General features: G+C 67.2%; 20 protein-coding genes, 1 tRNA gene and 1 pseudogene. 18 read left to right on the forward strand and 4 right to left on the reverse strand.

Going from position 1 to position 22,253, the window contains the following annotated elements:
* The first annotated feature begins 28 nt into the window (after positions 1-28).
* From pdxT to ACU6XJ_RS20935, 3 genes are all read left to right on the forward strand, one after another.
* Positions 29-640 carry a pyridoxal 5'-phosphate synthase glutaminase subunit PdxT gene (pdxT, locus tag ACU6XJ_RS20925; RefSeq protein ID WP_476314344.1) on the forward strand — a complete coding sequence of 204 codons (612 nt, stop codon included), beginning with the start codon at positions 29-31 and terminating at the stop codon, positions 638-640.
* A gap of 39 nt (positions 641-679) precedes the next feature.
* Entirely contained in the window at positions 680-1,429 is a 750-nt protein-coding gene (locus ACU6XJ_RS20930) for a YebC/PmpR family DNA-binding transcriptional regulator (protein WP_476314345.1), read from the forward strand.
* 225 nt (positions 1,430-1,654) lie between these two features.
* Positions 1,655-2,152: a DUF4262 domain-containing protein gene (locus ACU6XJ_RS20935; protein ID WP_476314347.1), complete on the forward strand. Its 498-nt coding sequence runs from the start codon at positions 1,655-1,657 to the stop codon at positions 2,150-2,152.
* A gap of 101 nt (positions 2,153-2,253) precedes the next feature.
* Here ACU6XJ_RS20935 and ACU6XJ_RS20940 read toward each other — a convergent pair.
* From ACU6XJ_RS20940 to ACU6XJ_RS20950, 3 genes and pseudogenes are all read right to left on the reverse strand, one after another.
* A pseudogene (locus ACU6XJ_RS20940) lies at positions 2,254-3,075 on the reverse strand (LysR family transcriptional regulator); the annotation flags it as partial.
* 152 nt (positions 3,076-3,227) lie between these two features.
* Positions 3,228-4,406 (reverse strand): cation:proton antiporter, encoded by a 1,179-nt coding sequence (locus ACU6XJ_RS20945; RefSeq protein WP_476314349.1) that lies wholly within the window; start codon positions 4,404-4,406, stop codon positions 3,228-3,230.
* A 13-nt stretch (positions 4,407-4,419) separates the two neighbouring features.
* Entirely contained in the window at positions 4,420-4,902 is a 483-nt protein-coding gene (locus ACU6XJ_RS20950) for a cation:proton antiporter regulatory subunit (protein WP_476314351.1), read from the reverse strand.
* A gap of 89 nt (positions 4,903-4,991) precedes the next feature.
* Between ACU6XJ_RS20950 and ACU6XJ_RS20955 the strand changes: the two genes are divergently transcribed.
* From ACU6XJ_RS20955 to ACU6XJ_RS20980, 6 genes are all read left to right on the forward strand, one after another.
* Positions 4,992-6,164, forward strand: a complete 1,173-nt coding sequence (locus ACU6XJ_RS20955; RefSeq protein ID WP_476314352.1) for a DUF1015 family protein — start codon at positions 4,992-4,994, stop codon at positions 6,162-6,164.
* A 90-nt stretch (positions 6,165-6,254) separates the two neighbouring features.
* Entirely contained in the window at positions 6,255-6,947 is a 693-nt protein-coding gene (gene cmk / locus ACU6XJ_RS20960) for a (d)CMP kinase (protein ID WP_476314354.1), read from the forward strand.
* 15 nt (positions 6,948-6,962) lie between these two features.
* Positions 6,963-7,649 (forward strand): lysophospholipid acyltransferase family protein, encoded by a 687-nt coding sequence (locus tag ACU6XJ_RS20965; protein WP_476314356.1) that lies wholly within the window; start codon positions 6,963-6,965, stop codon positions 7,647-7,649.
* Entirely contained in the window at positions 7,646-9,055 is a 1,410-nt protein-coding gene (gene der / locus ACU6XJ_RS20970; RefSeq protein ID WP_476314358.1) for a ribosome biogenesis GTPase Der, read from the forward strand. The genes ACU6XJ_RS20965 and der overlap by 4 nt, the downstream gene beginning before the upstream one ends.
* A 165-nt stretch (positions 9,056-9,220) precedes the next feature.
* Complete coding sequence (locus tag ACU6XJ_RS20975; RefSeq protein WP_476314360.1) at positions 9,221-9,901, forward strand: response regulator; 681 nt, start codon at positions 9,221-9,223, stop codon at positions 9,899-9,901.
* A gap of 79 nt (positions 9,902-9,980) precedes the next feature.
* Positions 9,981-10,054, forward strand: a tRNA-Pro gene (locus ACU6XJ_RS20980).
* A gap of 337 nt (positions 10,055-10,391) precedes the next feature.
* Here the strand turns inward: ACU6XJ_RS20980 and ACU6XJ_RS20985 are convergent.
* On the reverse strand, positions 10,392-11,348 hold the full coding sequence (locus ACU6XJ_RS20985) for an AraC family transcriptional regulator (RefSeq protein ID WP_476314362.1): 957 nt from the start codon (positions 11,346-11,348) through the stop codon (positions 10,392-10,394).
* A gap of 82 nt (positions 11,349-11,430) precedes the next feature.
* Here ACU6XJ_RS20985 and ACU6XJ_RS20990 point away from each other — a divergent pair, with 82 nt between their 5' ends.
* The 9 genes from ACU6XJ_RS20990 to ACU6XJ_RS21030 all read left to right on the forward strand — a co-directional run bounded on the left by ACU6XJ_RS20990 (position 11,431) and on the right by ACU6XJ_RS21030 (position 22,234).
* Complete coding sequence (locus ACU6XJ_RS20990; protein WP_476314364.1) at positions 11,431-12,282, forward strand: NmrA family NAD(P)-binding protein; 852 nt, start codon at positions 11,431-11,433, stop codon at positions 12,280-12,282.
* A 1-nt stretch (position 12,283) separates the two neighbouring features.
* Positions 12,284-12,604, forward strand: coding sequence for a hypothetical protein (locus ACU6XJ_RS20995; RefSeq protein ID WP_476314366.1), 321 nt, complete (start codon positions 12,284-12,286; stop codon positions 12,602-12,604).
* Positions 12,605-12,724: 120 nt separating this feature from the next.
* On the forward strand, positions 12,725-13,189 hold the full coding sequence (locus ACU6XJ_RS21000; protein ID WP_476314368.1) for a hypothetical protein: 465 nt from the start codon (positions 12,725-12,727) through the stop codon (positions 13,187-13,189).
* Between the two features lie 265 nt (positions 13,190-13,454).
* Positions 13,455-14,876 (forward strand): cation:proton antiporter domain-containing protein, encoded by a 1,422-nt coding sequence (locus tag ACU6XJ_RS21005; RefSeq protein ID WP_476314370.1) that lies wholly within the window; start codon positions 13,455-13,457, stop codon positions 14,874-14,876.
* Positions 14,873-16,021: an acyl-CoA dehydrogenase family protein gene (locus ACU6XJ_RS21010; RefSeq protein WP_476314372.1), complete on the forward strand. Its 1,149-nt coding sequence runs from the start codon at positions 14,873-14,875 to the stop codon at positions 16,019-16,021. Before ACU6XJ_RS21005 ends, ACU6XJ_RS21010 begins: the two co-directional genes overlap by 4 nt.
* 527 nt (positions 16,022-16,548) lie before the next feature.
* Positions 16,549-17,163 (forward strand): flavin reductase family protein, encoded by a 615-nt coding sequence (locus ACU6XJ_RS21015; protein WP_476314374.1) that lies wholly within the window; start codon positions 16,549-16,551, stop codon positions 17,161-17,163.
* Between the two features lie 67 nt (positions 17,164-17,230).
* A complete protein-coding gene (locus ACU6XJ_RS21020; protein WP_476314376.1) occupies positions 17,231-18,901 on the forward strand; it encodes an NAD(P)/FAD-dependent oxidoreductase in 1,671 nt (556 codons plus the stop codon).
* A gap of 80 nt (positions 18,902-18,981) precedes the next feature.
* On the forward strand, positions 18,982-20,466 hold the full coding sequence (locus ACU6XJ_RS21025; protein ID WP_476314377.1) for an aldehyde dehydrogenase family protein: 1,485 nt from the start codon (positions 18,982-18,984) through the stop codon (positions 20,464-20,466).
* A gap of 109 nt (positions 20,467-20,575) precedes the next feature.
* The gene (locus ACU6XJ_RS21030) at positions 20,576-22,234 is read left to right on the forward strand and encodes a class I adenylate-forming enzyme family protein (protein ID WP_476314379.1); all 1,659 of its coding nucleotides are present in this window, start codon (positions 20,576-20,578) and stop codon (positions 22,232-22,234) included.
* Positions 22,235-22,253: the final 19 nt, after the last annotated feature.

Here is a 22,253-nt window from a genome sequence, read left to right on the forward strand (position 1 = left end):
CCACGACCCCTGATCAGGAGGTCGCGATTTGTCGCAGCCGGTCATCGGAGTGCTCGCCCTGCAGGGCGACGTCCGGGAGCATCTCGTCGCGCTCGCCGAATGCGACGCCATCGCCCGCCCGGTGCGTCGGCCGCAGGAGTTGGCCGAGGTCGACGGCCTGATCCTGCCCGGTGGCGAGTCGACCACGATGAGCAGGCTGCTGGAGACCTTCGAGCTGCTGGAGCCGCTGCGGGAGCGGCTGCGCGGCGGCCTGCCCGCCTACGGCTCCTGCGCCGGGATGATCATGCTCGCGAGCAAGGTGCTGGATGGCAGGTCCGATCAGCAGACCTTGGACGCGCTGGACATCGTGGTGCGCCGCAACGCCTTCGGCAGGCAGGTCGACTCCTTCGAATCGGACCTGGACCTGCGCGGTATCGACGGCACCGTTCGCGCCGTGTTCATCAGGGCGCCCTGGGTGGAGTCGGTGTCGGGCGAGGTCGACGTACTCGCTACCGTGCCGGATACACCCGAGGCAGGTGAGGCCGCGGGTAGGATCGTTGCGGTCCGGCAAGGCCCCGTACTGGCCACCTCGTTCCATCCGGAACTGACCGGTGACGGGCGGGTGCACCGGCTGTTCACCGATCTCGTGCGCCAGGCCTGAGCCTGCGCAGCAGAGGGCACTCGGAAAGACGGAGGAGAGATGAGCGGCCACTCCAAGTGGGCCACCACGAAGCACAAGAAGGCCGCCCTCGACGCCAAGCGCGGCAAGTTGTTCGCGAAGCTGATCAAGAACATCGAGGTCGCCGCGCGAACCGGCGGGGGTGACCCTGATGGCAACCCGACGCTCTACGACGCCATCCAGAAGGCGCGGAAGAACTCGGTGCCGCTGGACAACATCGAGCGCGCCCGCAAGCGCGGCGGCGGCGAGGAGGCGGGCGGCGCCGACTGGCAGACGATCATGTACGAGGGCTACGGCCCCAACGGCGTCGCGCTGCTGGTGGAGTGCCTGACCGACAACCGCAACCGGGCCGCGGGCGAGGTGCGCACCGCGATGACCCGAAACGGCGGCAACATGGCCGACCCCGGCTCGGTGGCCTACCTGTTCTCCCGCAAAGGCGTGGTCATCCTGCCCAAGGAAGGCCTCTCCGAGGACGACGTGATGCTGGCGGTCCTCGACGCGGGCGCCGAGGAGGTCAACGACCTCGGCGACAGCTTCGAGGTCGTCTCCGAGGCCGGTGACATGGTGGCCGTCCGCACCGCGCTGCAGAACGCGGGCATCGACTACGACTCCGCGGACGCCAACTTCCTGCCGTCGGTGAGCGTGGAACTGGACGCCGAGGGCGCGAAGAAGATCTTCAAGCTCATCGACGCCCTCGAAGACTGCGACGACGTGCAGAACGTCTACGCCAACTTCGACGTCTCCGACGAGGTCATGGCCGAGGTCGGCTGAGGCACCTCTTCGAGGAACCCGGCGGGTCCGCCCGCCGGGTTCTCTTATACCCCACACACGTCTGTGGCGATGATGACTTCAGTGTCAAATGAAATTAATGCCCATAGCGGCGGGGTGCGGACACGCGGAGTCGCGACATGCCGCCGTTCGGTGCTCGATCTTCCTGTTAACTGGGTCGAGACTGGCGACAGCCAGGATCGGACCGGCGACGCAGCGGAGTTGGTGATGACCCAGACCGACGAAGATCTGCGGCAGTGGATGCTGCGGACCGCGGAGCAGCACGGCGCTGCCGTCATCCAGATCGAGGAAACGGAGCTGACCGCGCCGTTCGCCTTCTCCGTCGGCTGCTGGCGTCGGTTCGGCAAACCCGAGGTGATCGTGATCGGCCTGCCGCCCGACGTGGCGCACGAGGTGGTCAACGTCTACATCGCCCGTGCGGCGACAGGGGAGCGGTTCGAAGCAGGCGAATGCCACGGTGAGTTCTTCGACAACTGCAAGGTCACCTTCGAGCATGTGGCGCACCAGTTCTACCCGGAGTGGCTCGGCCACGGCTTCCTGCTCTACGGCGCCAAAGGCTTCCCGGCGCTTCAGCTGATCGTGTCCACCCCGGACGGCTCCTGGCCCTGGGACTCCGACGCCCCGGCAGGCTTCGCCGATTGGCAACCCGTGCTCACCGACAGCGGCCGTCCGGAGAGCTGGACCCCCGGCAAAGACGGCCCCTGAGCCGCATGCGCGGCGGCCACCACCTCGGCGGCCGCGTGCAACTCGGCGACGACGTGCTGCTTGGCCAGCCGGAGGTCGTCGGAACCCCACCGGTGGTAGACCGCCCACAGCCGCTGGTGAACGGCAAGGCCTGCGACGGGTCGCCACACCAGGTCTTCCGGCAGGTTCACCAAGCCCAGGCTCGGCAGCATGCTGACGCCGAGCCCTGAGCCGATGAAGCCGTAGGTCGTCGAGTAGCTGCCCGTGTTGGCGCGAACCCGCGGTTCGAAACCCGCCGCCCGACACTGGCGGACGATCGCATCGGCGCATGCGTTGCCCGCGGTGGGCGCGATCCAGTCCTCGTCGGCAAGGTCGGCGAGCCGGACCTGGGGCAGGCCCGCCAGCCGATGCCCCGCGGGCAGCACGACCCGCAGCGGGCACACGGTCAACTGCTCCGCCTCCAGGGCTTGATCGGATTCGGTGGGCAGGTCGTCGAAGGTGTAGATGATCGCGAGGTCGGCCTCGCCGCCGCGCAGCCGAGCCAGCGATGTCGGGATGTCGCCGTCGCTGTAGACGACGTCGAGGTCCGGCTGCCGCCTGCGCAGACCTGCGATGGCCATCGGCACCAACACCATCCCCGCCGTGGTGAACCCGGAAATGCGCAGCGTGCCGCGCGGGGCGGCGTGCCATGAGCGCATGGTCGCCTTGGCGATGTCCATCCGCGCCAGGATGTCCTTGGACATCGTCACCAGGCTCTTGCCCGCCTCGGTCAGCCGGACGCCCCGGGAACCGCGTTCCAGCAGCTTCGTGCCGACCTGCCGCTCCAGTGCGGCGATCTGCTGGGACACCGCGGGCGGGGTGAAGGACATCCGTTCGGCGGCCTTGGCGATGGAACCTGCCTCGGCGACGGTGACGAAGACCCGCAGTCGTCGCTCATCAAGCATGAAGCGTTCCTTTCCCCTGGGCTAAGCAGACGTACCTTCTCGGCGCCGCCGCGGCCCGGCAAGCTGAATTCGGATCACCGGTTCATTCAGGGGGGACGAAGTGCAGCAGGGTGCTGAGTGCACAACCAACGACGGCCGAGTCGACTAGCTGATCACACTGCGGGGCGGGGCCGCAGCCGCAGCATGGCGCGGCCCATCGGCTCCGCCACCCGCGCCGCCACCGGCCCCATGATCGCCATGATCAACACGTACGCCGTGGCCAACGCCGCGAGTTCACCGTCCACCGCACCCGAGGCGACCGCCAGCCCCGCGATGACGATGGAGAACTCGCCCCGAGCCACCAATGCGGCGCCCGCCCGCAGCCGACCGGCCTTGCCCACCCCGGCTTTGGCCGCGGCGAACCACCCGGTGGCCACCTTGGTGATGGTGGTGATCACCGCCAGCGCCACCGCGATGCCGAGCACGGGCGGGATCGCGTACGGGTCCGTGTTCAGGCCGAACACCACGAAGAACAGCGCGGCGAACAGGTCCCGCAGCGGCTCCAGCAGACGCGTCGCGTTCTCCGCTGTGGACCCGGAGATCGCGATGCCCAGCAGGAAAGCACCGACCGCCGCCGACACCTGCAACTGCGCGGCCAAGCCCGCCACCAACAGCGCCGCGCCAAGCACGCGTAGCAGGAACACTTCTGGCTCCGGGCTGTCCACGATCGCCGACACATACCGGCCGAAGCGCAGCGCGATCACCAGCACCACGGTGACCGCCGCCAGCGCGACGCCCACCGCGGTGAACCCGCCCACCAGGCCAACGCCTGCCAGCACCGCCGTGAGGATCGGCAGGTACACCGCCATCGCGAGGTCCTCGAACACCAGGATCGACAGGATCACCGGTGTCTCCCGGTTGCCCAGTCGTCCTAGGTCGCCGAGCACTTTGGCCACGATGCCGGAGGACGAGATATAGGTGACGCCGCCCATTGCTAGCGCGCCGACCACACCCCAACCCAGCAGCCACCCCACCACCGCGCCGGGCGCGGCGTTGAGCACCAGATCCAACACACCCGCCAGCCACGACCGCCGCAGGCCCACCACCAGCTCCGACGCCGAATATTCCAGCCCGAGCAGCAACAGCAGTAGCACCACGCCGATCTCGGAGGCGAGATGGGCGAATTCCTCGATGCCGTGCAGCGGCACCAGGCCGCCGGTGCCGAAGGCCAGGCCGCCGAGCAGATAGAGGGGGATCGGAGAAATGCCGATCTTCCATGCCAGTCGACCCAGAATGCCCAGGCCGAAGAACACCGCGCCGAGTTCGATCAACGCGATTGCGGTCGACTGCACGCCAAAGAGCCCCTTATCCGTTGTTCAGCAGTTCGGCCGCCCCCCGCAGCCCATCCGGCGTGCCGACCACGACCACGAAGTCCCCGGCCTCGAACCCGAAGTCCGGTGCGGGCGATGGCGAGACGATGCCCGAGCGCACCACGGCCACCACGGATACACCGGTCCTGGTGCGCATCGCGGTGTCGCCCAGCGTCTTCCCCTCGAACGGCGAACCCGCCACGATGGGGAACTGCTTGGTGGTGATGCCCGTGACATCGCGCTGCTGCTCGGACAGCTGCGCGACGAGGTTGGGGGCGCCCAACAGGCTCGCCAGCGTGTTCGACTCCTCGTTGGTGAGCGGAATCGAGGCCGTGCAGGCGTCCGGATCGTCCTTGCGCGAAAAGATCAGCTCGTAGTGGCCGTCTCTGTGCGTGACGACCCCGATCCGCCTGCCTTCGGCGATGACGAAGTCCTGTCGGGTACCGATACCCGGAAGCGGAGTCACCTCGACGTTCACGCCGCCAAGTCTAGTCGTGAGATCACGCGAGGTCGCAGGTCGACCGGGTTCACTTGGAGTTCGCGGAGCCTCGCATGCACTATCGCGCTATGACTGGGTGGATCACGGCGCTGCCGAGAGCGTGGGTGGCGGCCGACGAACTGAGCGGACCGGACGTGGACGAGTTCGCCACGCCGGAAGAGGTGAGCCGTGCGCTGTCGCAACCCGGTGCGGACGACTCGCTGCTGGCAGTGCAGCACCCGCACCGGACGCCGCAGGCACGGCAGGCGGGTCTCGACCTCGCCGCGGCGCTGCCCAGGGCCCGCGAGGTGCTCGCGGCGCTGAAGGACCGCGACTATGAGCCGCACGAGGACGTGCTCCCGCTGTACCGCGCCACCGGCCCGGATGGGGTGGCCAGCGGCCTGCTGACCCTGGCCGATCCGGTGGCCGTCGGCGGCGACGGCCTGAGCTGGGTGCGGCACAGCGAGGAGGTCTACCCGGCGGTGGTCGCCGAGCGAGCGGCCGTCCTGGCGGGCCTGGGCTGCGCGACCAGCGCCGCGCTGCTCGTCCCGGTGGACGGCGGCGATTTGCTGACCCAGCGTGTGGAGGCCGCGATGGCCGCGCTGGGCGAACCCAGGCTGCGCAGCACCGATGCGGCGGGCCGCTGCCACGAGCTGTGGCTGCTGCCCGCGGGTCCGGAACAGCGCAGGCTGCTGACCGACGCTGCCTCCTCGCCGCTGCTGGTGGCCGACGGCAACCACCGCCTCGCTGCCGCCACCGAGGCGGGGCTGAAGGGCATGCTCGCCCTGGTCACCGGCGGGCCGTCGCTGACGGTCGGCCCGATCCACCGAGTGCTCACCGGCCTCGGCATCAGCGGTGAGCGGCTTGCCGCCGCGTGGCGGCGACTCGGGCTCGAGGTGCGTTCACTCGGCGCCGAGCCGTCCCGACCGCGGCCGGGCACGGTGCTGGCGCGCTCCCGCGACGGCCTGTACGAGGTGACGCTGCCCCCGCCCGGCGCGGGGGAGCCGCTGCCGCGCATCGACCACTCCGTGGTGGAGCAACTGCTGGTGGAGCGCGCGCTCGGCGTCGACCCGGCGGGGGAGCACGTTCGCCCGGTCCCGTCCCACTCGCTGCCCGACGGCGCGGACGCCGTGTTGATCATCGCGGCGGTGCCGTACGCGGACGTGCTCGCGGTGCACGCCCAGGGCGGACGCATGCCGCGCAAGAGCACCTATTTCACGCCGAAGCCGCGAAGTGGCCTTGTGTTGGCCGATCTGGCGTGACCTGGCATACACCAACGTGGGGGTAGGTGGCCCCAGCCTCGCGACCGGGCAGAATGACGGATAACGCATACGTCAACGGGAGGCGAAACGGTGGTTCACGGTGAACTGCGCGGCGTCATCGCGGTGGACGGGCCTGCAGGCACCGGCAAGTCCACCGTGGCCAGGCGGCTCGCCACCCGTCTCGGCGCCCGGTATCTGGACACCGGTGCCATGTACCGGGCCATCACGCTGGCGGCACTGCGCCGCGGCGTGGACCCGCAGGATGCCGTGAAGGTGGGGGAGGTCGCCTGCGCGGCGCGGCTCGTCGTCGGCACCGACCCCAAGCTGCCCGCCATCCACCTCGACGGCGAGGACGTGGCCACCGAGATCCGCGGCACGGCCGTCACCACCGCGGTGTCCGCGGTGTCCGCCGTGCCCAAGGTCCGCTCGCTGATGGTCGCCCGACAGCATGAGATCATCGAGCAGACGCTGGCCGCGGGCCGTGGCATCGTGGTGGAGGGTCGTGACATCGGCACCGTGGTGGTGCCCGATGCGGCGTTGAAGGTGTATCTGACCGCCTCGGCTCGCATCCGCGCCGAGCGCAGGGCGGCGCAGAACTCCGCCAACCTCGCCGACACCCTGGCCGACGTGCAGCGCCGGGACGCGCTGGACTCCGGCCGAAGCGCTTCGCCGCTGCGGCCCGCGGTCGACGCGATCGAGGTCGACAACAGCGATCTCGACGTTGAGGGCACCGTGGCGGCCATGCTCGACCTGGTCAACCAGCGGCAGTTGTGCGCGACATAGCTTGAGGAAGGCGACATGGGTTCCGCTGCGGTGCTGCCCGAGGGCAGCTGGTCCTGGCTCAACCGGTTGGCGCAGTGGGTCTCGGTCGTGTTGTTCCGCGGCCGCTACCGGCTTCGGGTGATGGGCCGGACCAGGATTCCCGCCACCGGCCCCGTGGTGCTGGTGTGCAACCACAGCTCGTTCTCCGACGGCCCGATCCTGATTGGCCAGCTGGGCAGGCCCGCGTCGTTCCTGATCAAGGACGAGATGTTCCGCGGTGTCGCCGGGTTCCTGCTGCGCCGCGTCGGCCAGTTGCCGGTGCGCCGCGGCGAGCCGGACCGCACCCCGCTGCTGACCGGTGTCCGGCTGCTCCGCAACGGCGGCATGATCGGCGTGTTCCCCGAGGGCACCAGGGGGGAGGGCAATGTGGACGCGGCGCAGGACGGCGCCGCCTGGCTGGCCCGATCCGCCGATGCGGTGATCCTGCCGGTGGCGTGTCGAGGTACCTTGAGCCGTCCAGGACGAGGTATCCGCCCGGTCGTCGACGTGTTGTTCGGCGAGGCGTTCACGGTGCCCCAGACCAAGGGACGCCGTGGCCTGACCGAGGCCACCGAACTGATCCGCCGCAGGCTCGCCGCATTGGTCGCCGAGCTGGACCGGCTTCGCGCGCCGGGTGACAACGGCGGCGACGGTCCGACACAGTTGAGGAGAGAACCCAGTTGAGCAGCCTGGACGGCGTGTGGTCCGAGGAGTCCGACTGGCACGCCATCGAGGTCGCCGCCGAGCACGCCGATGACGCGGCGGGCGCGGTCCCACAGCCCACCCTCGCCGTGGTCGGCAGGCCGAACGTCGGCAAGTCGACACTGGTCAACCGCCTGCTGGGCCGCCGGGAGGCGGTCGTGCAGGACGTGCCAGGGGTGACCAGGGACCGCATCGCCTACGACGCTCTATGGAACGGCCGCCGCTTCACCCTGGTCGACACCGGCGGCTGGGAACCCGACGCCCGCGGCCTCCAGGCCTCCGTCGCGGCCCAGGCCGAACTGGCCATGCAGACCGCCGATGCCGTGCTGCTGGTCGTCGACGCCACCGTCGGCGCCACCACGACCGATGAGACGGTCGCCAGGGTGCTCCGCCGCTCGGGCACCCCGGTCCTGCTCGCCGCGAACAAGGTCGACGACCAGCGCGCCGAAGCCGACGCCGCCGCCCTGTGGTCACTGGGCCTTGGCGAGCCGTTCCCGATCAGCGCCCTGCACGGCCGGGGCTCCGGCGACCTGCTGGACGCCATCCTCAAAGCACTCCCCGAAACCCCCCGCGACGCCGTGGGCTCCGCGGGCGGCCCCCGCCGGGTGGCGCTGGTCGGCAAGCCGAACGTGGGCAAGTCGAGCCTGCTCAACAAGCTGACCGGCGAGCAGCGCGCCGTGGTCGACTCGGTCGCGGGCACCACCGTCGACCCGGTCGACTCGCTCGTGGAACTGGACGGCGAGGTCTGGCGCTTCGTCGACACCGCGGGCCTGCGCAAGCGGGTGAAGACCGCCAGCGGCATGGAGTACTACGCGTCCCTGCGCACCAAGTCGGCGATCGAGACCGCCGAGGTCGCGGTGGTGCTGATCGACGCCAGCGAGCCCATCAGCGAGCAGGACCTGCGCGTGGTGTCCATGGTTGTCGATTCGGGCCGCGCCCTCGTGCTGGCCTTCAACAAGTGGGACCTGGTCGACGAGGACCGCAGGCTCACCCTGGCCAAGGAGTGGGAGCGCGAGTTGGTGCCGGTCCGCTGGGCCGAGCGCGTCAACATCTCCGCGCACACCGGCCGCGCGGTCGCCAAGCTCGCCCCCGCGATTCGCACGGCGCTGACCTCGTGGGACCAGCGCGTCTCGACCGGCCACCTGAACGGCTGGCTGTCGGAACTGGTCGCCGCGACCCCGCCCCCGGTCCGCTCCGGCAAGCAACCCAAGATCCTCTTCGCCACCCAGGCCACCACCCGCCCCCCGACGATCGTCCTGTTCACCACCGGCTTCCTCGAGGCGTCCTACCGAAGGTTCCTGGAGCGCAGATTCCGTGAGACCTTTGGTTTCATTGGCTCCCCGGTACGGATTTCCGTCCGAATCCGCGAGCGTAAACCACGTCGTTGACCAACAAAAAGGCTTAGCTTTAAGATTCTCCACCCTAAGTTGGCGCATTTGCGCCACCGTTGGCGTCCAGAGTGGCTCATACTTGACGACTGGTTGTCATAACATTTCCGTCACGCATCCCCAGGGTTACCCTCACCTGAACGGGTGACTGTCCGGGGAGTGAACGTGTCCACCATCGAAGTTGGCATCACTGACGGCTCGCCGGTCCGGCTGATCATCGCCGACCACGAACCAGCACCGCTGCGCGCCGTACTCGAGTGCGCCGACACCATCAAGGTCGTCGCCGAGGCCGTCACCGGCCGGGACCTGCTGACCGCCGTGGCCGACCACCACCCCGACGTGGTGTTGGCCGACCTCCAGTTCCCCGATATGGACGGCCTGCACGCCTTACGCCTGATCCGCTCCGCCCCAGACGCCCCCGCCGTGGCCATCCTGACCGCCTTCGACCTGGACGAGTACGTCTCCGCGGCCCTGGACGCCGGCGCCCAAGGCTTCCTCCTGAAAGACGCCGACCGCGACTCCCTGGTCCGCGCGATATCCGACCTGGCAGCAGGCGGCGCCGTCCTGGACCCCCGAATCGCCGCCCGCCTCCTGCCAAGACTCCGCTCCGCAGGCAGCTTCCCCCGAGAAGCGGGCCTGGTCCTAGGCCTCTCCCTCCGCGAACGCCAAGTCCTGCAACTCCTCTCCGACGGCTGGTCCAACGCCGCCATCGGCAGACGCCTGCGCCTCACCGAAGCCACCGTGAAGAGCTACGTCTCCACCCTCCTCACCAAACTGGGCGTCAGCAACCGAGTCCAAGCCGCCCTCCTGGCCCAACGCGTAGCCAGCCACGAACCCACCCGCTAAACCAAGATCGACCACCCGATTAACACCCGCCCCAACCCCTCCTGTAAAGTTCCCCTGCACCCAAAACACCGGGTGCGGCCGGGCTGTGGCGCAGTTTGGTAGCGCACTTGACTGGGGGTCAAGGGGTCGCAGGTTCAAATCCTGTCAGCCCGACGGCCAAGCGGGTCCTCGCAGCTCTGAGCTGTAGGGACCCGCTTTTTGTTGTTCTTGGGACGTGCGCTTGTCGGCCCGCCGGAACTTCTGCCGTGCGACGTTCCCTTGCTTAAGTCGAAGCTGGACCTCCGGGCTGTGCCCGTCGGTGGCCATCAGGTGTCACCACCGGGGGTTGTCCACCTGGAAGCTACCCTCGATCACCACTGTGCCGCTGGAACGACGCTGGTCAGACGCGGGACCGTCTGCATGTAGCCCTGCCTGGGGCACCCCTCAGGAACACCAAGAACGGCCCGCTAGCTGTGGTGAACGTCGGCAGGACTGCTGCAGGGGCCTGCGGTCAGGTTCGGTCGCGGTGGCGTTGGGGGCTGATTCCGCGGGCTCGTTTGAAGGCGGCGCTGAAGGCGGAGGCGCTGCCGTAGCCGACTTGGCGGGCTACGGCGTCGATGGTGGCGTCCGATTCGAGGAGCAGGTCGGCGGCCAGGTCGATTCGCCACTTGGAGAGGTATGCCATTGGGGACATGCCGACGAGGTCGGTGAAACGGCGGGCCAGGGTCGCTCGGGACACCCCGATCCGTTGGGCGAGGGCGGCGACCTCCCAGGGGTGGCCCGGGTCGCTGTGTATCAGTCGCAGGGCGGGGCCGACAACGGGATCGCCGATGGCTCGGTACCAGGCGGGTGCATCGGTGTCGGACCTGGCCAGCCATTCGCGGAGGGCGACGACCAGCAGGAGGTCCAGGAGACGTTCGATGACGAGGTCTTGGCCCGGCTCGTTTCGTACGATCTCCTCGGCGAGCAGCGAGACCAGCGCGGATCCGCCGTGGGCGGCTCTGGGGATGATCAGCAGCGGTGGCAGTGCGCTGAGCAGTCGGGTGGCGATCGCACCCGGGCCCCGGTACTTGCCGATCAGCAGAATCGACGAGTCGTCGGCGCATTCCTGGTGGGTCTGCATGCTGTTGACCCAGGTGCGCACGCCCGCGTCCGTGACCTCGGGCAGTTCCGCGCCTGCCGCGTTCGTGCGTCGGGGGCCGGGCTGGACCACCACCTGGACGGGGGTGTGGAGATCATCTGTGAAGGTGAATGCGTCCGGGCCACGCATCATCGCTATGTCGCCCGCGTCCAGTCGCACCGCATCGCCGGTGCTCGGCACGACCCACGGCTGTCCTCGCAGGATGGCAACCACGTTGAGTGGGGCTCTGTCCCGCACTTGCACCGACCACGGTGGGGTCAGAATGGACCGCAGCGCCAACGCGTCCCTAGCCCTGGCTGCGTCGAGCAGGATCGACAGGGGGTCCACTTTGTCAGTATAAGACGCGACATCATGTGGCTGCGAGCCTTGAGGATGGCTCCTAGCCCGGCAGGCCGGTTGACTGTAGATCATGGAAATGAGGAAACCGGCGACTTTGGTCCTCGCGGGGACCGGTAAGACCGGAAGCCGGGTCGTGTCCGGGCTTGAAGCGCGTGACGTGCCGGTGCGGATCGGTTCGCGGCGTGCCGATCCGCCTTTCGACTGGCAGGACGACACCACCTGGGAACCCGCGCTGTCAGGCGTGGACGCGGCTTATGTGGCCTTCTACCCGGATGCGGCGTTCTCCGGGGCGGCCAAGGCCGTGGGTGCCTTCGCGGACCGGGCGGTCGCCTGCGGCGTGCGGCACCTGGTTCTGCTTGCCGACCGCGGTGCTGCCGAGGCAGAGCGGTGCGAACAGGCGGTGCGGGACTCGGGTGCGGAGTGGACCATCGTGCGGGCGGGGTTCATCACCCAGAACTTCAGCGAGGCGTTCCTCGTGGAGCTGGTCCGGTCCGGTGTCGTCGCGCTTCCGGCGGGCGATGTCACGGAGCCGTTCACCGACGCGGAGGACATCGCGGATGTCGCCGTCGCGGCGCTGACCGAGGACGGCCATGCAGGCCAGATTCACGACGTGACCGGGCAGCGGCTGCTCACCTTCACCGAAGCCGTCGGCGAGATCGCGAAGGCGGCCGGCAGGGACATCCGCTATGTGCCGGTTACGCCCGAGCAGTTCATCTCGTCGCTGACCGGCCGAGGTGTGCCCGTGGAGTACGCGAGGCAGTTGACCGGTCTCATGGTCGAGGTCTTCGACGGCCGCAGGTCCCAGGCGACCGATACCGTCGAGCGCGTCCTCGGCAGGCCGCCTCGCGACTTCGGCGAGTACGCCCGGAAAACCGCTGCCACCGGAGTGTGGGACACCGAGTCTTCCCGAGGTGGAGCCTGACGTGTTCGGGAAGCCGAAGGGCAGCTCGACCGGACCCGACAGTGCCGTCGGCGGCCGCGGTCGTCAACGCCTGGTGCAGATGCTCGCCATGTGGTTGTCGATCTATCCGGCCCTGACCCTCGTGTTGTGGATCTTTGAACGCTTCGGCTTGCCGCAGCTCGCGCTGCCGCTGCGCACGCTCATCCTGACCGTCGTTCTCGTGCCCGCCATGGTCTACGTGCTGATGCCCGCGGTCACGAATGCGATCAAGCGCGTGACGCAGGTCAAGTCACCGGCGAGCCGTGATGCGCCGGACTCTCGTCCGACACTCGGTCGCTCATAGCAGCAGCGAGGGGCCACGGGCCGATCCCTGTACCGCGTCGATACTCCGACCTGTGCCAGGTTGAGGAGGGGAGCTGTGATGTCAAGGCCACACCATCGCCGGGCATATCCGATTCTCTCGGTGTCATTGACAGTCGTTCTTCTTGTTCTGGTGGGAGTGGGTGCGCGCGCCGACCAGGCGGGGGCGGGCTCCAAGACCCTTTCGGCTGGCGGCACGATCACGAGTCAGACCATCACCGGGCCTGAATGCAATTCGCCCGTTGGCAGATGCTTTGTCGCTGTCTTCAAGGGAACTCTCCGGGGATCGGCCGAGTTCGCCGCGAACAGCATCGCGGAGACCTCGCAGCCGGGAATGATGTTGATCAATGGAAACTTCGTCATTCATGACCGGCATGGGGATCTGACCTGTCTCGAGGATTCGCTGCTCAACACTGCGCCGGGAAGTGACGGCGAGTTTGTTTTTCTCTGTGAGATCACCGGCGGCACCGGAAAATGGTCCGGCGCCTCCGGCTACCTGCAGGCGACCGGGAATCTGAAAGGACTGAGGGGAGCGGCGCGCTACATCGGTCAGGTGAGCGTCGAGTAGTGGTCCGAGAGCCGACGTAGCCTGGCCGCCGGCAGGCAAGGCTTGACGAACGAGCGTGTCCGCCTCGGGCGCAATCGCAGGGAGTATTCGTTCCCTGTTTGCCATTCAATGCGGTGGTGTCCGCTCGAAGGAAGAGGAGCGTGTCGAGGTTTTTGGCTCCGACGCGAATTTCGACCCGTGAACCACGGTTGAATACGGTATGGGTGAGTAGCCATTCGCAACGGATTTGAATTTCATTCGCCACCGAACGTGGGGATTCAGCGGCGTGTTGGTAAACGATCAAGATCCGGCAAGGCAAGAGGTCGCGACCGATAATCGCGGCCCTCGTAATGGGCGGCGCCTTCTCGCGATAGTCGGGGGAGTCCTGATCCCGATCGGGGTTCTGTCGTGGGCGGTTGCCGACGTCGCCCGCATCGACCCGCTCACGCGGTTCTTCATCGCACTGGCGTTGATCGTCCTGCTGTGCCACCTGCTGGGTGGGCTGCTGCGGAAGCTCGGTCAGCCCGGCGTGATCGGGGAAATCCTCGGCGGAATCGTGCTGGGGCCGTCGGTGTTCGGGGCGCTGTGGCCCGGCGGCCGCGCCCTGATGTTCCCGCCCGAAGTGGTGGCAGCACTGGAGATGGCGGCCCAACTCGGGCTGGTGACCTTCATGTTCGTGCTCGGCTGTGAGCTTCAGGTGCACTCCGGGCGTGTTCACCGCAGGGCCGTCGGGTTCGTCGTCGCAGGCAACATCGCGCTGCCCTTCGCAGGCGGGATGGCCGTTGCCGCGCTGGCGCAGCCGCTGTTGGCTGGATCGGTCTCGCACTCGGTGAGCTATCTGCTGTTCTTCGGCCTGGCGACGTCCATCACGGCGGTTCCCGTGCTGGCGAGGATCCTGGTCGACCTGCGGTTGGACGGCAAAGAGCTGGGTGTGGTCGCGTTGACCTCCGCGGCGATCGGCGACGGCATCGCATGGCTGGCCCTGACTGTCATTCTCGCCGCCACCGGAGTGGGCGGCACCGAACAGATCATCATCACGGTAGGCATCGCCGCTTCGCTCACGGCATTTGTCGTGCTGTGCGTCCGCCCGACGCTGGCCTGGCTGTTGCGGTACACGGCGCGGCGCCCGGCCGCCGACCAGCTTCTGCTTCCGCTGCTGTTGTCCGGCGCGATCGCGTGTGCTGCCGCCACCCATCTCATCGGCCTGCACGCGGTGATCGGGGCTTTCCTTTTTGGTCTCGCGGTTCCCCGCGGATCCGACCTGGTGACGCGCATCAGTCGACAGCTGCACGGATTCACGGTGCTCATCCTGTTGCCGCTGTTCTTCGCGGGAGTGGGCCTGAGCACGTCCATCGGGCTGCTGGGTGACTCCGCGATCCATTGGCTGCTGTTCGGCGCGGTGCTGCTCGTTGCCATGGTCACCAAGTTCGCCGGGGCGGCCGGTGCCGCCCGGCTGGCGGGAATGCCGTCGCGGGACGCCTTGCAGATGGGCTCCCTGATGAACTGCCGCGGTGTCACCGAACTCGTCGTGGCCACGATCGGCCTGGAGGCTCAGGTCATCAGCACTCTGGGATTCACCGTCCTCGTCCTGATGGCACTGATCACCACGGCGACAACGGGACCGCTGATGCAGCTGTTCACCTCGCGCCGCGGCAAAGACATAGGGCGATCACACGGACTGGAGAGGCCATGGGCTCATCGACGATGAACGAAGCGCAGGCGGCGTCGCGCCGCACGGACTGGGTGGCGCTGGCGCGCGAGGTCGGGCCGACATTCGCGGCGCGGGCCGCTGACTATGACGAGAAAGATGCATTCGCTGCCGAGAACTACGCCGAGCTCAAGGCATACCGTTTCTTCTCCGCCGGTGTGCCTGCCGAGTTGGGTGGTGGCGGTGCCTCACATCCGGAGCTGAGTGCCATGCTGCGCGAGCTGGCCCGGCACTGCAGTTCCACCGCGCTCGCGCTGTCGATGCACACTCACATTCTCGGCACGGTTCTGTGGCGCCTGCGTCAGGGGGAACCGGTGGAGCCGTTGCTGCGACGGATCGCTCAAGAGGAGATCGTCCTGGTCGGCACCGGAGCCTCGGACTGGATCGACTCCTCCGGCACGGCCACGAAAGTCGAGGGCGGCTACCGCATCAACGGGCGCAAAATCTTCGGCAGCGGTTCTCCAGCAGGCACGCTGCTTCTCACCAGCGCTGTGTGTGAGGATCCTGAGGACGGGTTGCCGGTGCTGCACTTTCCAGTACCCCTCGATGCCGAAGGTGTGACCGTACTGGACAACTGGCGAACCATGGGGATGCGCGCCACCGGCTCCAACGACATTCTGCTCGAGAATGTCTTCGTGCCGGACAGTGATATCTGGCAGCGCCGCCCCAAAGGTCAGTGGCACGTCTTCTTCACCGTCGTCGCCACCATTTCCCAACCGCTGGTCATGTCGGTTTACACCGGTCTCGCGGAAACCGCCTCGGAGATGGCGATCAGCATCGCTCGTAAGAAAAGCAAGAGGGGACTCGACCCCAGTCTGCCGTACCTGATCGGCGAGATGGAAAACACCTTGGTGACGGCGCAGCTCACGGTGCAGAACCTGGTGGAAATGTGTAACGACTATGCGTTCACGCCGACCGTCGCGACCGCCGACGCCGTGTGGGTCCGCAAGACCATCGCAGCCAGTGCCTGCATCCAGACTGTGGAGAAAGCGCTCGAGGTGGCAGGCGGAGGTGCCTATTTCCGGAGCGTCGGACTGGAGCGCCTGCTACGCGATGTATACGGAAGTCTGTACCACCCTCTTCAGGAAAAACGTCAGCATCTCTTCACCGGCCGTGTCGCTCTGGGATTGGATCCGGTCGGTTAGTGGTCCGTAACCCGGAACCCATCCGGCTTGAGCGCTCGCGCGGGTCCGGTAGAGCAGTCGGGTGGTCGACTGCGCAAAATGCTCAGTCGACCACCGGCAAAATATTCGGCTGCTGTTGGCATGGTTTTCTTTCCGACGGTTCGTAGCAGGCGGTGGCCGTTCCACGGCCTCGTTGAACTGCGTGAACCGTTCCGCGGCGTAGCCTTGTCCGCCAGCAGGATCGGCCCGCAGCGAATGAGCAGGTGGAAAGTCAACGCTGGGAGATATGCAAATAATATTTCCAGGGTCAGTGAATTTATATTTGCTTCAAATTTCGGCTGATTTAGGGCTGAATGGGGTGTCTTCATCGGCCCGAGTGATATCCTGATGTGGCGAGTTGCTCTTTGTTGTCAACAGCGCTCGCTGTACTGGGGATCAAGATCGACATCAGCCTGCGTGGCGGTACTCGAAATGATGGCCGGCGTGCAGCTGCCTTCTTCGGCCGCCGTCGGTCATCGCAGAAGAAGACAGGTCATGAGAGGAGGGTCATGCCAGCACTCGACGACCCGTCAGGGCATTCTTCTATTCCCATCGGACCCAGCACTGTCTCGCTGGCCTCGATGGAGGACGACGTGCAACCGATCGACCGCGATACCTTCATGGCGATTATGGGGAGCCTGCCGACCGGCGTCTCTGTGGTCAGTGCTTATGACCGGGACAACGAACCGCGCGGGCTGACGTGCAGTGCGGTCTGCAGTCTGTCCAAGGACCCGCCGCTGGTACTGGTATGTGTCAACTTGCGCAACGCGAGTCTGGACGCACTGCGCGTCAGCGGTGGTTTTGTGGTGAATGTACTGCGTGAGAACCGCAGCCAGGTTTCCCAGTTGTTCGCCTCCCGCTCCGCCACCAAGTTTGCCGAAGTCTTCTGGGAGCCGAGCGCCGTGCTCAAATTGCCGTTGCTCACCAAGGATACGCTCGCGCACGCTGAATGCCGCATCGTGGCCGACCTTGAGGTCGGCGATCACGCCATCCTCGTCGGCATGATCGTGGGCGGCGAGCCCAGAATCGCCGGCCGGCCTCTCATGTATTGGCACCGCGGCTATTCCAATTGGCCGGACACAGGGCGTTCACATGGAACCGGGAGAACAGCCAACATCGCCTGATATCGGCAGCTCGTCACTCTATCCATCTTCTCGACCGGGACCACGATTGCAGACGGAGTGTTGAACGGTGATCTCACAGCGCGAGAGCAACGGCAAGAAAACCTACGATGTCGCGATTCTCGGCACCGGTATCGGCGGGTCGATGCTCGGTGCCATCCTGGCCCGTCACGGTGTCAAGGTGCTGCTTATCGACGCAGGCCAGCACCCTCGGTTCGCGGTCGGTGAGTCGACCATTCCCTACACTCTGCTCACCCTGCGGATCCTCGCCGACCGATATGACGTGCCGGAGATCAAAGCGCTGGCGACCTTCACCAACGCGAGCCGTGCCATCGGCAACACCTTCGGGGTCAAGAAACACTTCGGCTTCCTGTTGCATCACGAGAACGAGCCGCAGGATCCGCGAGAGGTCAGCCAGTTCGCCACCCCCGGGCTGCTGGAGCAGGCCGCACATCTGCACCGGCAGGACACCGACGCCTACGTGTTCCACGTTGCCATCCACTATGGCTGCACGGCGCGGCAGAACTGTCGGGTGGCCAATGTGGACTTCGACGATGCGGGCGTGACTCTCGATACGGTCAGCGGCGAGCAGTTCCGCGCCCGCTATGTGGTGGACGCCAGCGGTTTCCGTTCTCCCCTCGCGGAGAAGTTCGGACTGCGGGAGGACCCCTGCCGGTTCAAACACCATTCCCGGTCTCTGTGGACCCACATGCTCGGCGTCACCCCCACGGACAAGGTGCTTGACCGGCCGCGCGAACACCAACCGCCGGTGCCCTGGTACGAAGGCACCGTCCACCACATGTTCGAACGAGGCTGGTTCTGGGTCATCGCCTTCGACAACACCAAAGTGTCGAGCAATCCCCTGTGCAGTGTGGGCCTGACCCTGGACGAGCGCCGGTATCCCAAGCCCGCCGATCTGACGCCCGAGGAGGATTTCTACCGGCATGCCGCTCGGTTCCCGGACATCGCCCGGCAGTACGAGGGCGCCAAGGCCGCGCGGGAATGGGTCTCGACACCTCGGCTGCAATATTCCTCGAGCAAAACCGTGGGTGACCGGTGGTGCCTTCTCGCACACGCGGCAGGCTTCATCGACCCGCTGTTCTCCCGCGGCCTGTCCAACACCGCGGAGGCGGTGAACTCCCTGTCCTGGCGTTTGATACGCGCCGTCAAGGACGACGACTTCTCCGCCGAGCGCTTCGAGTACATCGACCGGTTGCAGCAGGGCCTGCTTGACTACAACGACGAGCTGGTCAACGCGGCCTTCATCTCCTGGTGCGACTACGACCTGTGGACCGCGGTGTTCCGCACCTGGGGGGCCGGTACCAACGCAGGCTGCTACCGACTCCAGAAGGCGATCACCGACTTCACCAAGGACGGCCGCGACGAGCACTTCACGGCCTTGGAGGATCCGTCGCATCTGGGGTCGTACTGGCCGGACCATGACGGTTTCGCCAAGTTCTTCCAATCCGTGGTCAGCCTGTGCGACTCGGTTGAGGAGGGCACGCTCAGCCCGCGTCACGCATCCGACGAGATTTACGACCAGCTGCGTGCGGCCGCCTTCATCCCAGAGCACTTCGGTTTCACCGAACGGGGGCAGCGCTTCATCAGCCCCACGCCGATCCAGATCGCCAAGTCGCTGCGCTGGACGATGCGTGAAGGCGATCCCAAGCTGCGCGAACTGACCATCGGCAACGCCAAGGAGGCGATCAAGGCTCGGCTCAAGGGAAAGAAGCTGTACTAGCCGCGGACCTGATCTACGCCGAGCACTTGTACGGAACGCACCTCAGAGTCGAATTCGCCTGCGCGACCCGGGAGGACGCCATGATCGCGGACAGCTCCACCAGGACGATCAGCTCGCAGTGGATTGGTGGCGAGTGGGCGCCGTCCGACGCCGAGGACGGTATCGCGGTCATCGACCCGAGTGATGAAAGCACGGTGGCGACGGTGCCTGCGGGCACTGCCACCGATGCGGGGCGTGCGGTGGCGGCGGCAGGCGCCGCCGCCGACGCATGGGGGCGAACCACCGCGACGGAGCGGATCCGCTTCCTGGAACGGCTGGTGGCAGGCCTGAAGACTCGGGCGGATGAACTCGCCGACACCATCGTCACCGAGGTCGGGGTGCCCACCAAGGTGGCCCGGCGAACCCAGGTCGGCCTTGCCATCGGCATGGCCGAGTCCTTTGTGGACATCACCGCGGAGTTCGAGTTCGAGCGGCGGGTCGGTAACTCGCTGGTCGTGCGCGAACCGGCCGGGGTGGTCGCGACGATCACCCCGTGGAACGTGCCGTTGCTGCTGAGCCTGCAAAAGATCGTGCCCGCGCTGATGGCAGGCTGCACCGTGGTGCACAAGCCCAGCGAGCTCGCCCCCTTGAACTCCTACCTGCTCGCCGAGGTCATCGCCGAATGTGACCTGCCGCCGGGGGTGTTCAACCTGGTGGTCGGCAACGGCGCGACGGCGGGTGCGGCGCTGGCGGGCCTCCCCGGGGTGGACCTGGTGTCGTTCACCGGTTCGGTGCGCGCCGGGCGTGAGATCGGCAGGCAGGCCGCGGAGCGGTTCACCCGGCTCCACCTGGAACTGGGAGGCAAGAGCGCGAGCATCGTGCTCGACGATGCCGACCTGGCGTTCGCGGTGCGCGCCACGGTGGACCAGGTCTGCTTCAACACCGGCCAGGCCTGCCTGCAGTGGAGCAGGCTGCTGGTGCCGTCGCACCTCCAGGAGCAAGCACTGGAGCTGGCCGCGGAGACCGCGAGCCAGTACAGGGTCGGTCCGCCGAGGGATCCCGCCACCGACCTTGGCCCGCTGGTCTCCTCCGCCGCTCGGGAGCGGGTGCGCGGCTACATCCGCGCAGGCATCGAGGAAGGTGCCCGGCTGGTGGCAGGGGGACCGGAAGCGGTGGCGGGACTGCCTGCGGGCTATTACGTGCGGCCGACGGTGTTCGGCGATGTCACGGAGTCGATGACGATAGCCCGCGAGGAGATCTTCGGTCCGGTGCTGTCGGTGCTGCCCTATGACGGGGAGGATGAGGCGATCCGGATCGCGAACGCCACTCCGTACGGGCTGCATGGCTCGGTCTGGTCCGGTACGTCGGCCCGCGCGCAGCGGGTGGCCAGGCGGGTGCGCACCGGACAACTGGACATCAACGGCGGCGCGTTCAACATCCTGGCACCGTTCGGCGGGATGAAGCAGTCCGGCATTGGCCGGGAATGCGGCGTCGAAGGGTTGGACGGATTCTGCGAACTCAAAGCAATTCAATTCCCTGACCATTCGGCCAAACTGGTCGGCCCGCAACTGCGTGACGAGGACTAGCCCTGTGCTTGACCGGACGCATCGGCCTGCGGATTTCTCAAGCTGACCTATGACGGAGCCGGACACGTTTCCGGTGTCGCACCATCTGTGCCTTCGAGGAGTACCTGCGATGAACTCAAAGCAGAACGGATTCGACCGGGCAGGCGGATTCATCCGGCTGGGCGGGCTGTGGCATGCCATGTTTCGGCGGCTTCTCCGCGGAAAAGGACTCTGGCTCGGCGAGATCTTCAGCGACGCCGCGCGCAAGCACCCTGAGACCGACTTGGAACTGGACCGTCCCTTGCAGTGCTTTGCCGGGGACGAGCTGCACTTCACGGTCACGCAGTTGGCCGGGCTGGTCGAGGAACTGGCCGCGCGGCTCGCGGCGGCGGGGGTTCGGCCCGCCGAGCGGGTGGCCATCTACAAGACCGACAACTTCGACATCGCGCTGCTGGCCTGCGCGGCCGCCCGGATCGGTGCCGTGCCCGCCCTGCTGTCCCCGGCGCTGGACGGGGACGTTGTCGCGAAGCTGCTGGACCGGATCGGCAGGCCATGGCTGATCACCGACGGTGACACGCTGGACGGCAAGCTGCGGGAGGTGCCGGTCGCCGACACCACCCGGGCGATCCTGCTGTCCACGGGAGCGGCGCGGCCGGACGCGATCTCGCTGGACTCGCATGCCGGTGCACCTCGGCGCAGGCCGGTGCGCCAGGGCCTGCTCGATCCCATGGTCATCACGCACAGTTCGGGCACCACCGGACTGCCCAAGCTCGCCGTGCACTGCCCGGAGGGCTTCTGGCACCGGCAGGCCCCGCAGAAGCTCATTGCCTGGCCGATCCGCGGCCGGGAGAAGGCCCTGCTGAGCATGACCCTGGTGCACGCCCGGTTCTACATGGCACTGGAGATGTTCCTGAACCGGGGGAACGCGATGGTGGTGGCGGTCGACCCGGACCCGGCGAAGATCGGCCCGCTGCTGGTCCGGACACGGCCGGGATTCCTGGAGACCCACCCCAATACCTTTGTCGACTGGGAGGTACTGGCCGATGCGCCCGGGGCACCGCTGTCCAGCGTGGGCTTCTTCAACGCGGCGTTCGACGCGATCCACCCGAGGACGATGAGCCGCATGCTGAATGCGTCGCGCCGGTCCCAACCGTTGTTCTTCCGGTTCTACGGCCAGTCGGAAATCGGCCCGGTATCCGGCTATTGGTACACCCGGCGCAGCGTCCGCAACGCCGTCGGCCAGTGCGTCGGTTTCCCGCTGTTCGGCTTCATCTCGATGCGCATCGTCGGCCCCGACGGTCGCAAGCAGCGAGCGGGCAGGCCCGGTCATATCGAGGTGCGCGGCCCCAGCCAGATCCTGACCTACCTCGGCGAGGAGGAGCGCTACGCCAGGGAGGTGCACGATGGCTGGTGGCGGATGGGCGATATGGGCCACCTGGACCGGTGGGGCAGGCTGCATCTGCGCGACCGGGAGGTCGACCAGATCGAGTCGGTGGCAAGCAACCTGGAGATCGAGGACATCCTCATGTCCAGGCTGGACGAGTTGCGTGAAGTGGTGATCGTGGCCGGGACACGCGGCGAGCCCATTCCGGTGGTGGCGACGACGGGGGAGCGGCCTCTGGACGAGGAGCGCTGGCGGGAGGCGACCCGAGACCTGCCGACGATGGCTCCAGTGGTGCAGTGCCGGTATGAGCAGCTGCCCTACACGGCGACCCGGAAGATCCGCAGACGCGAACTCTCCCGCCTCCTGCAACAGGGAGTCATCGCCGACCAGCAGGTAGGCGAGTGAGGGGATGCGGTCCGACGAT

The organism is Actinorectispora metalli, assembly GCF_056323685.1.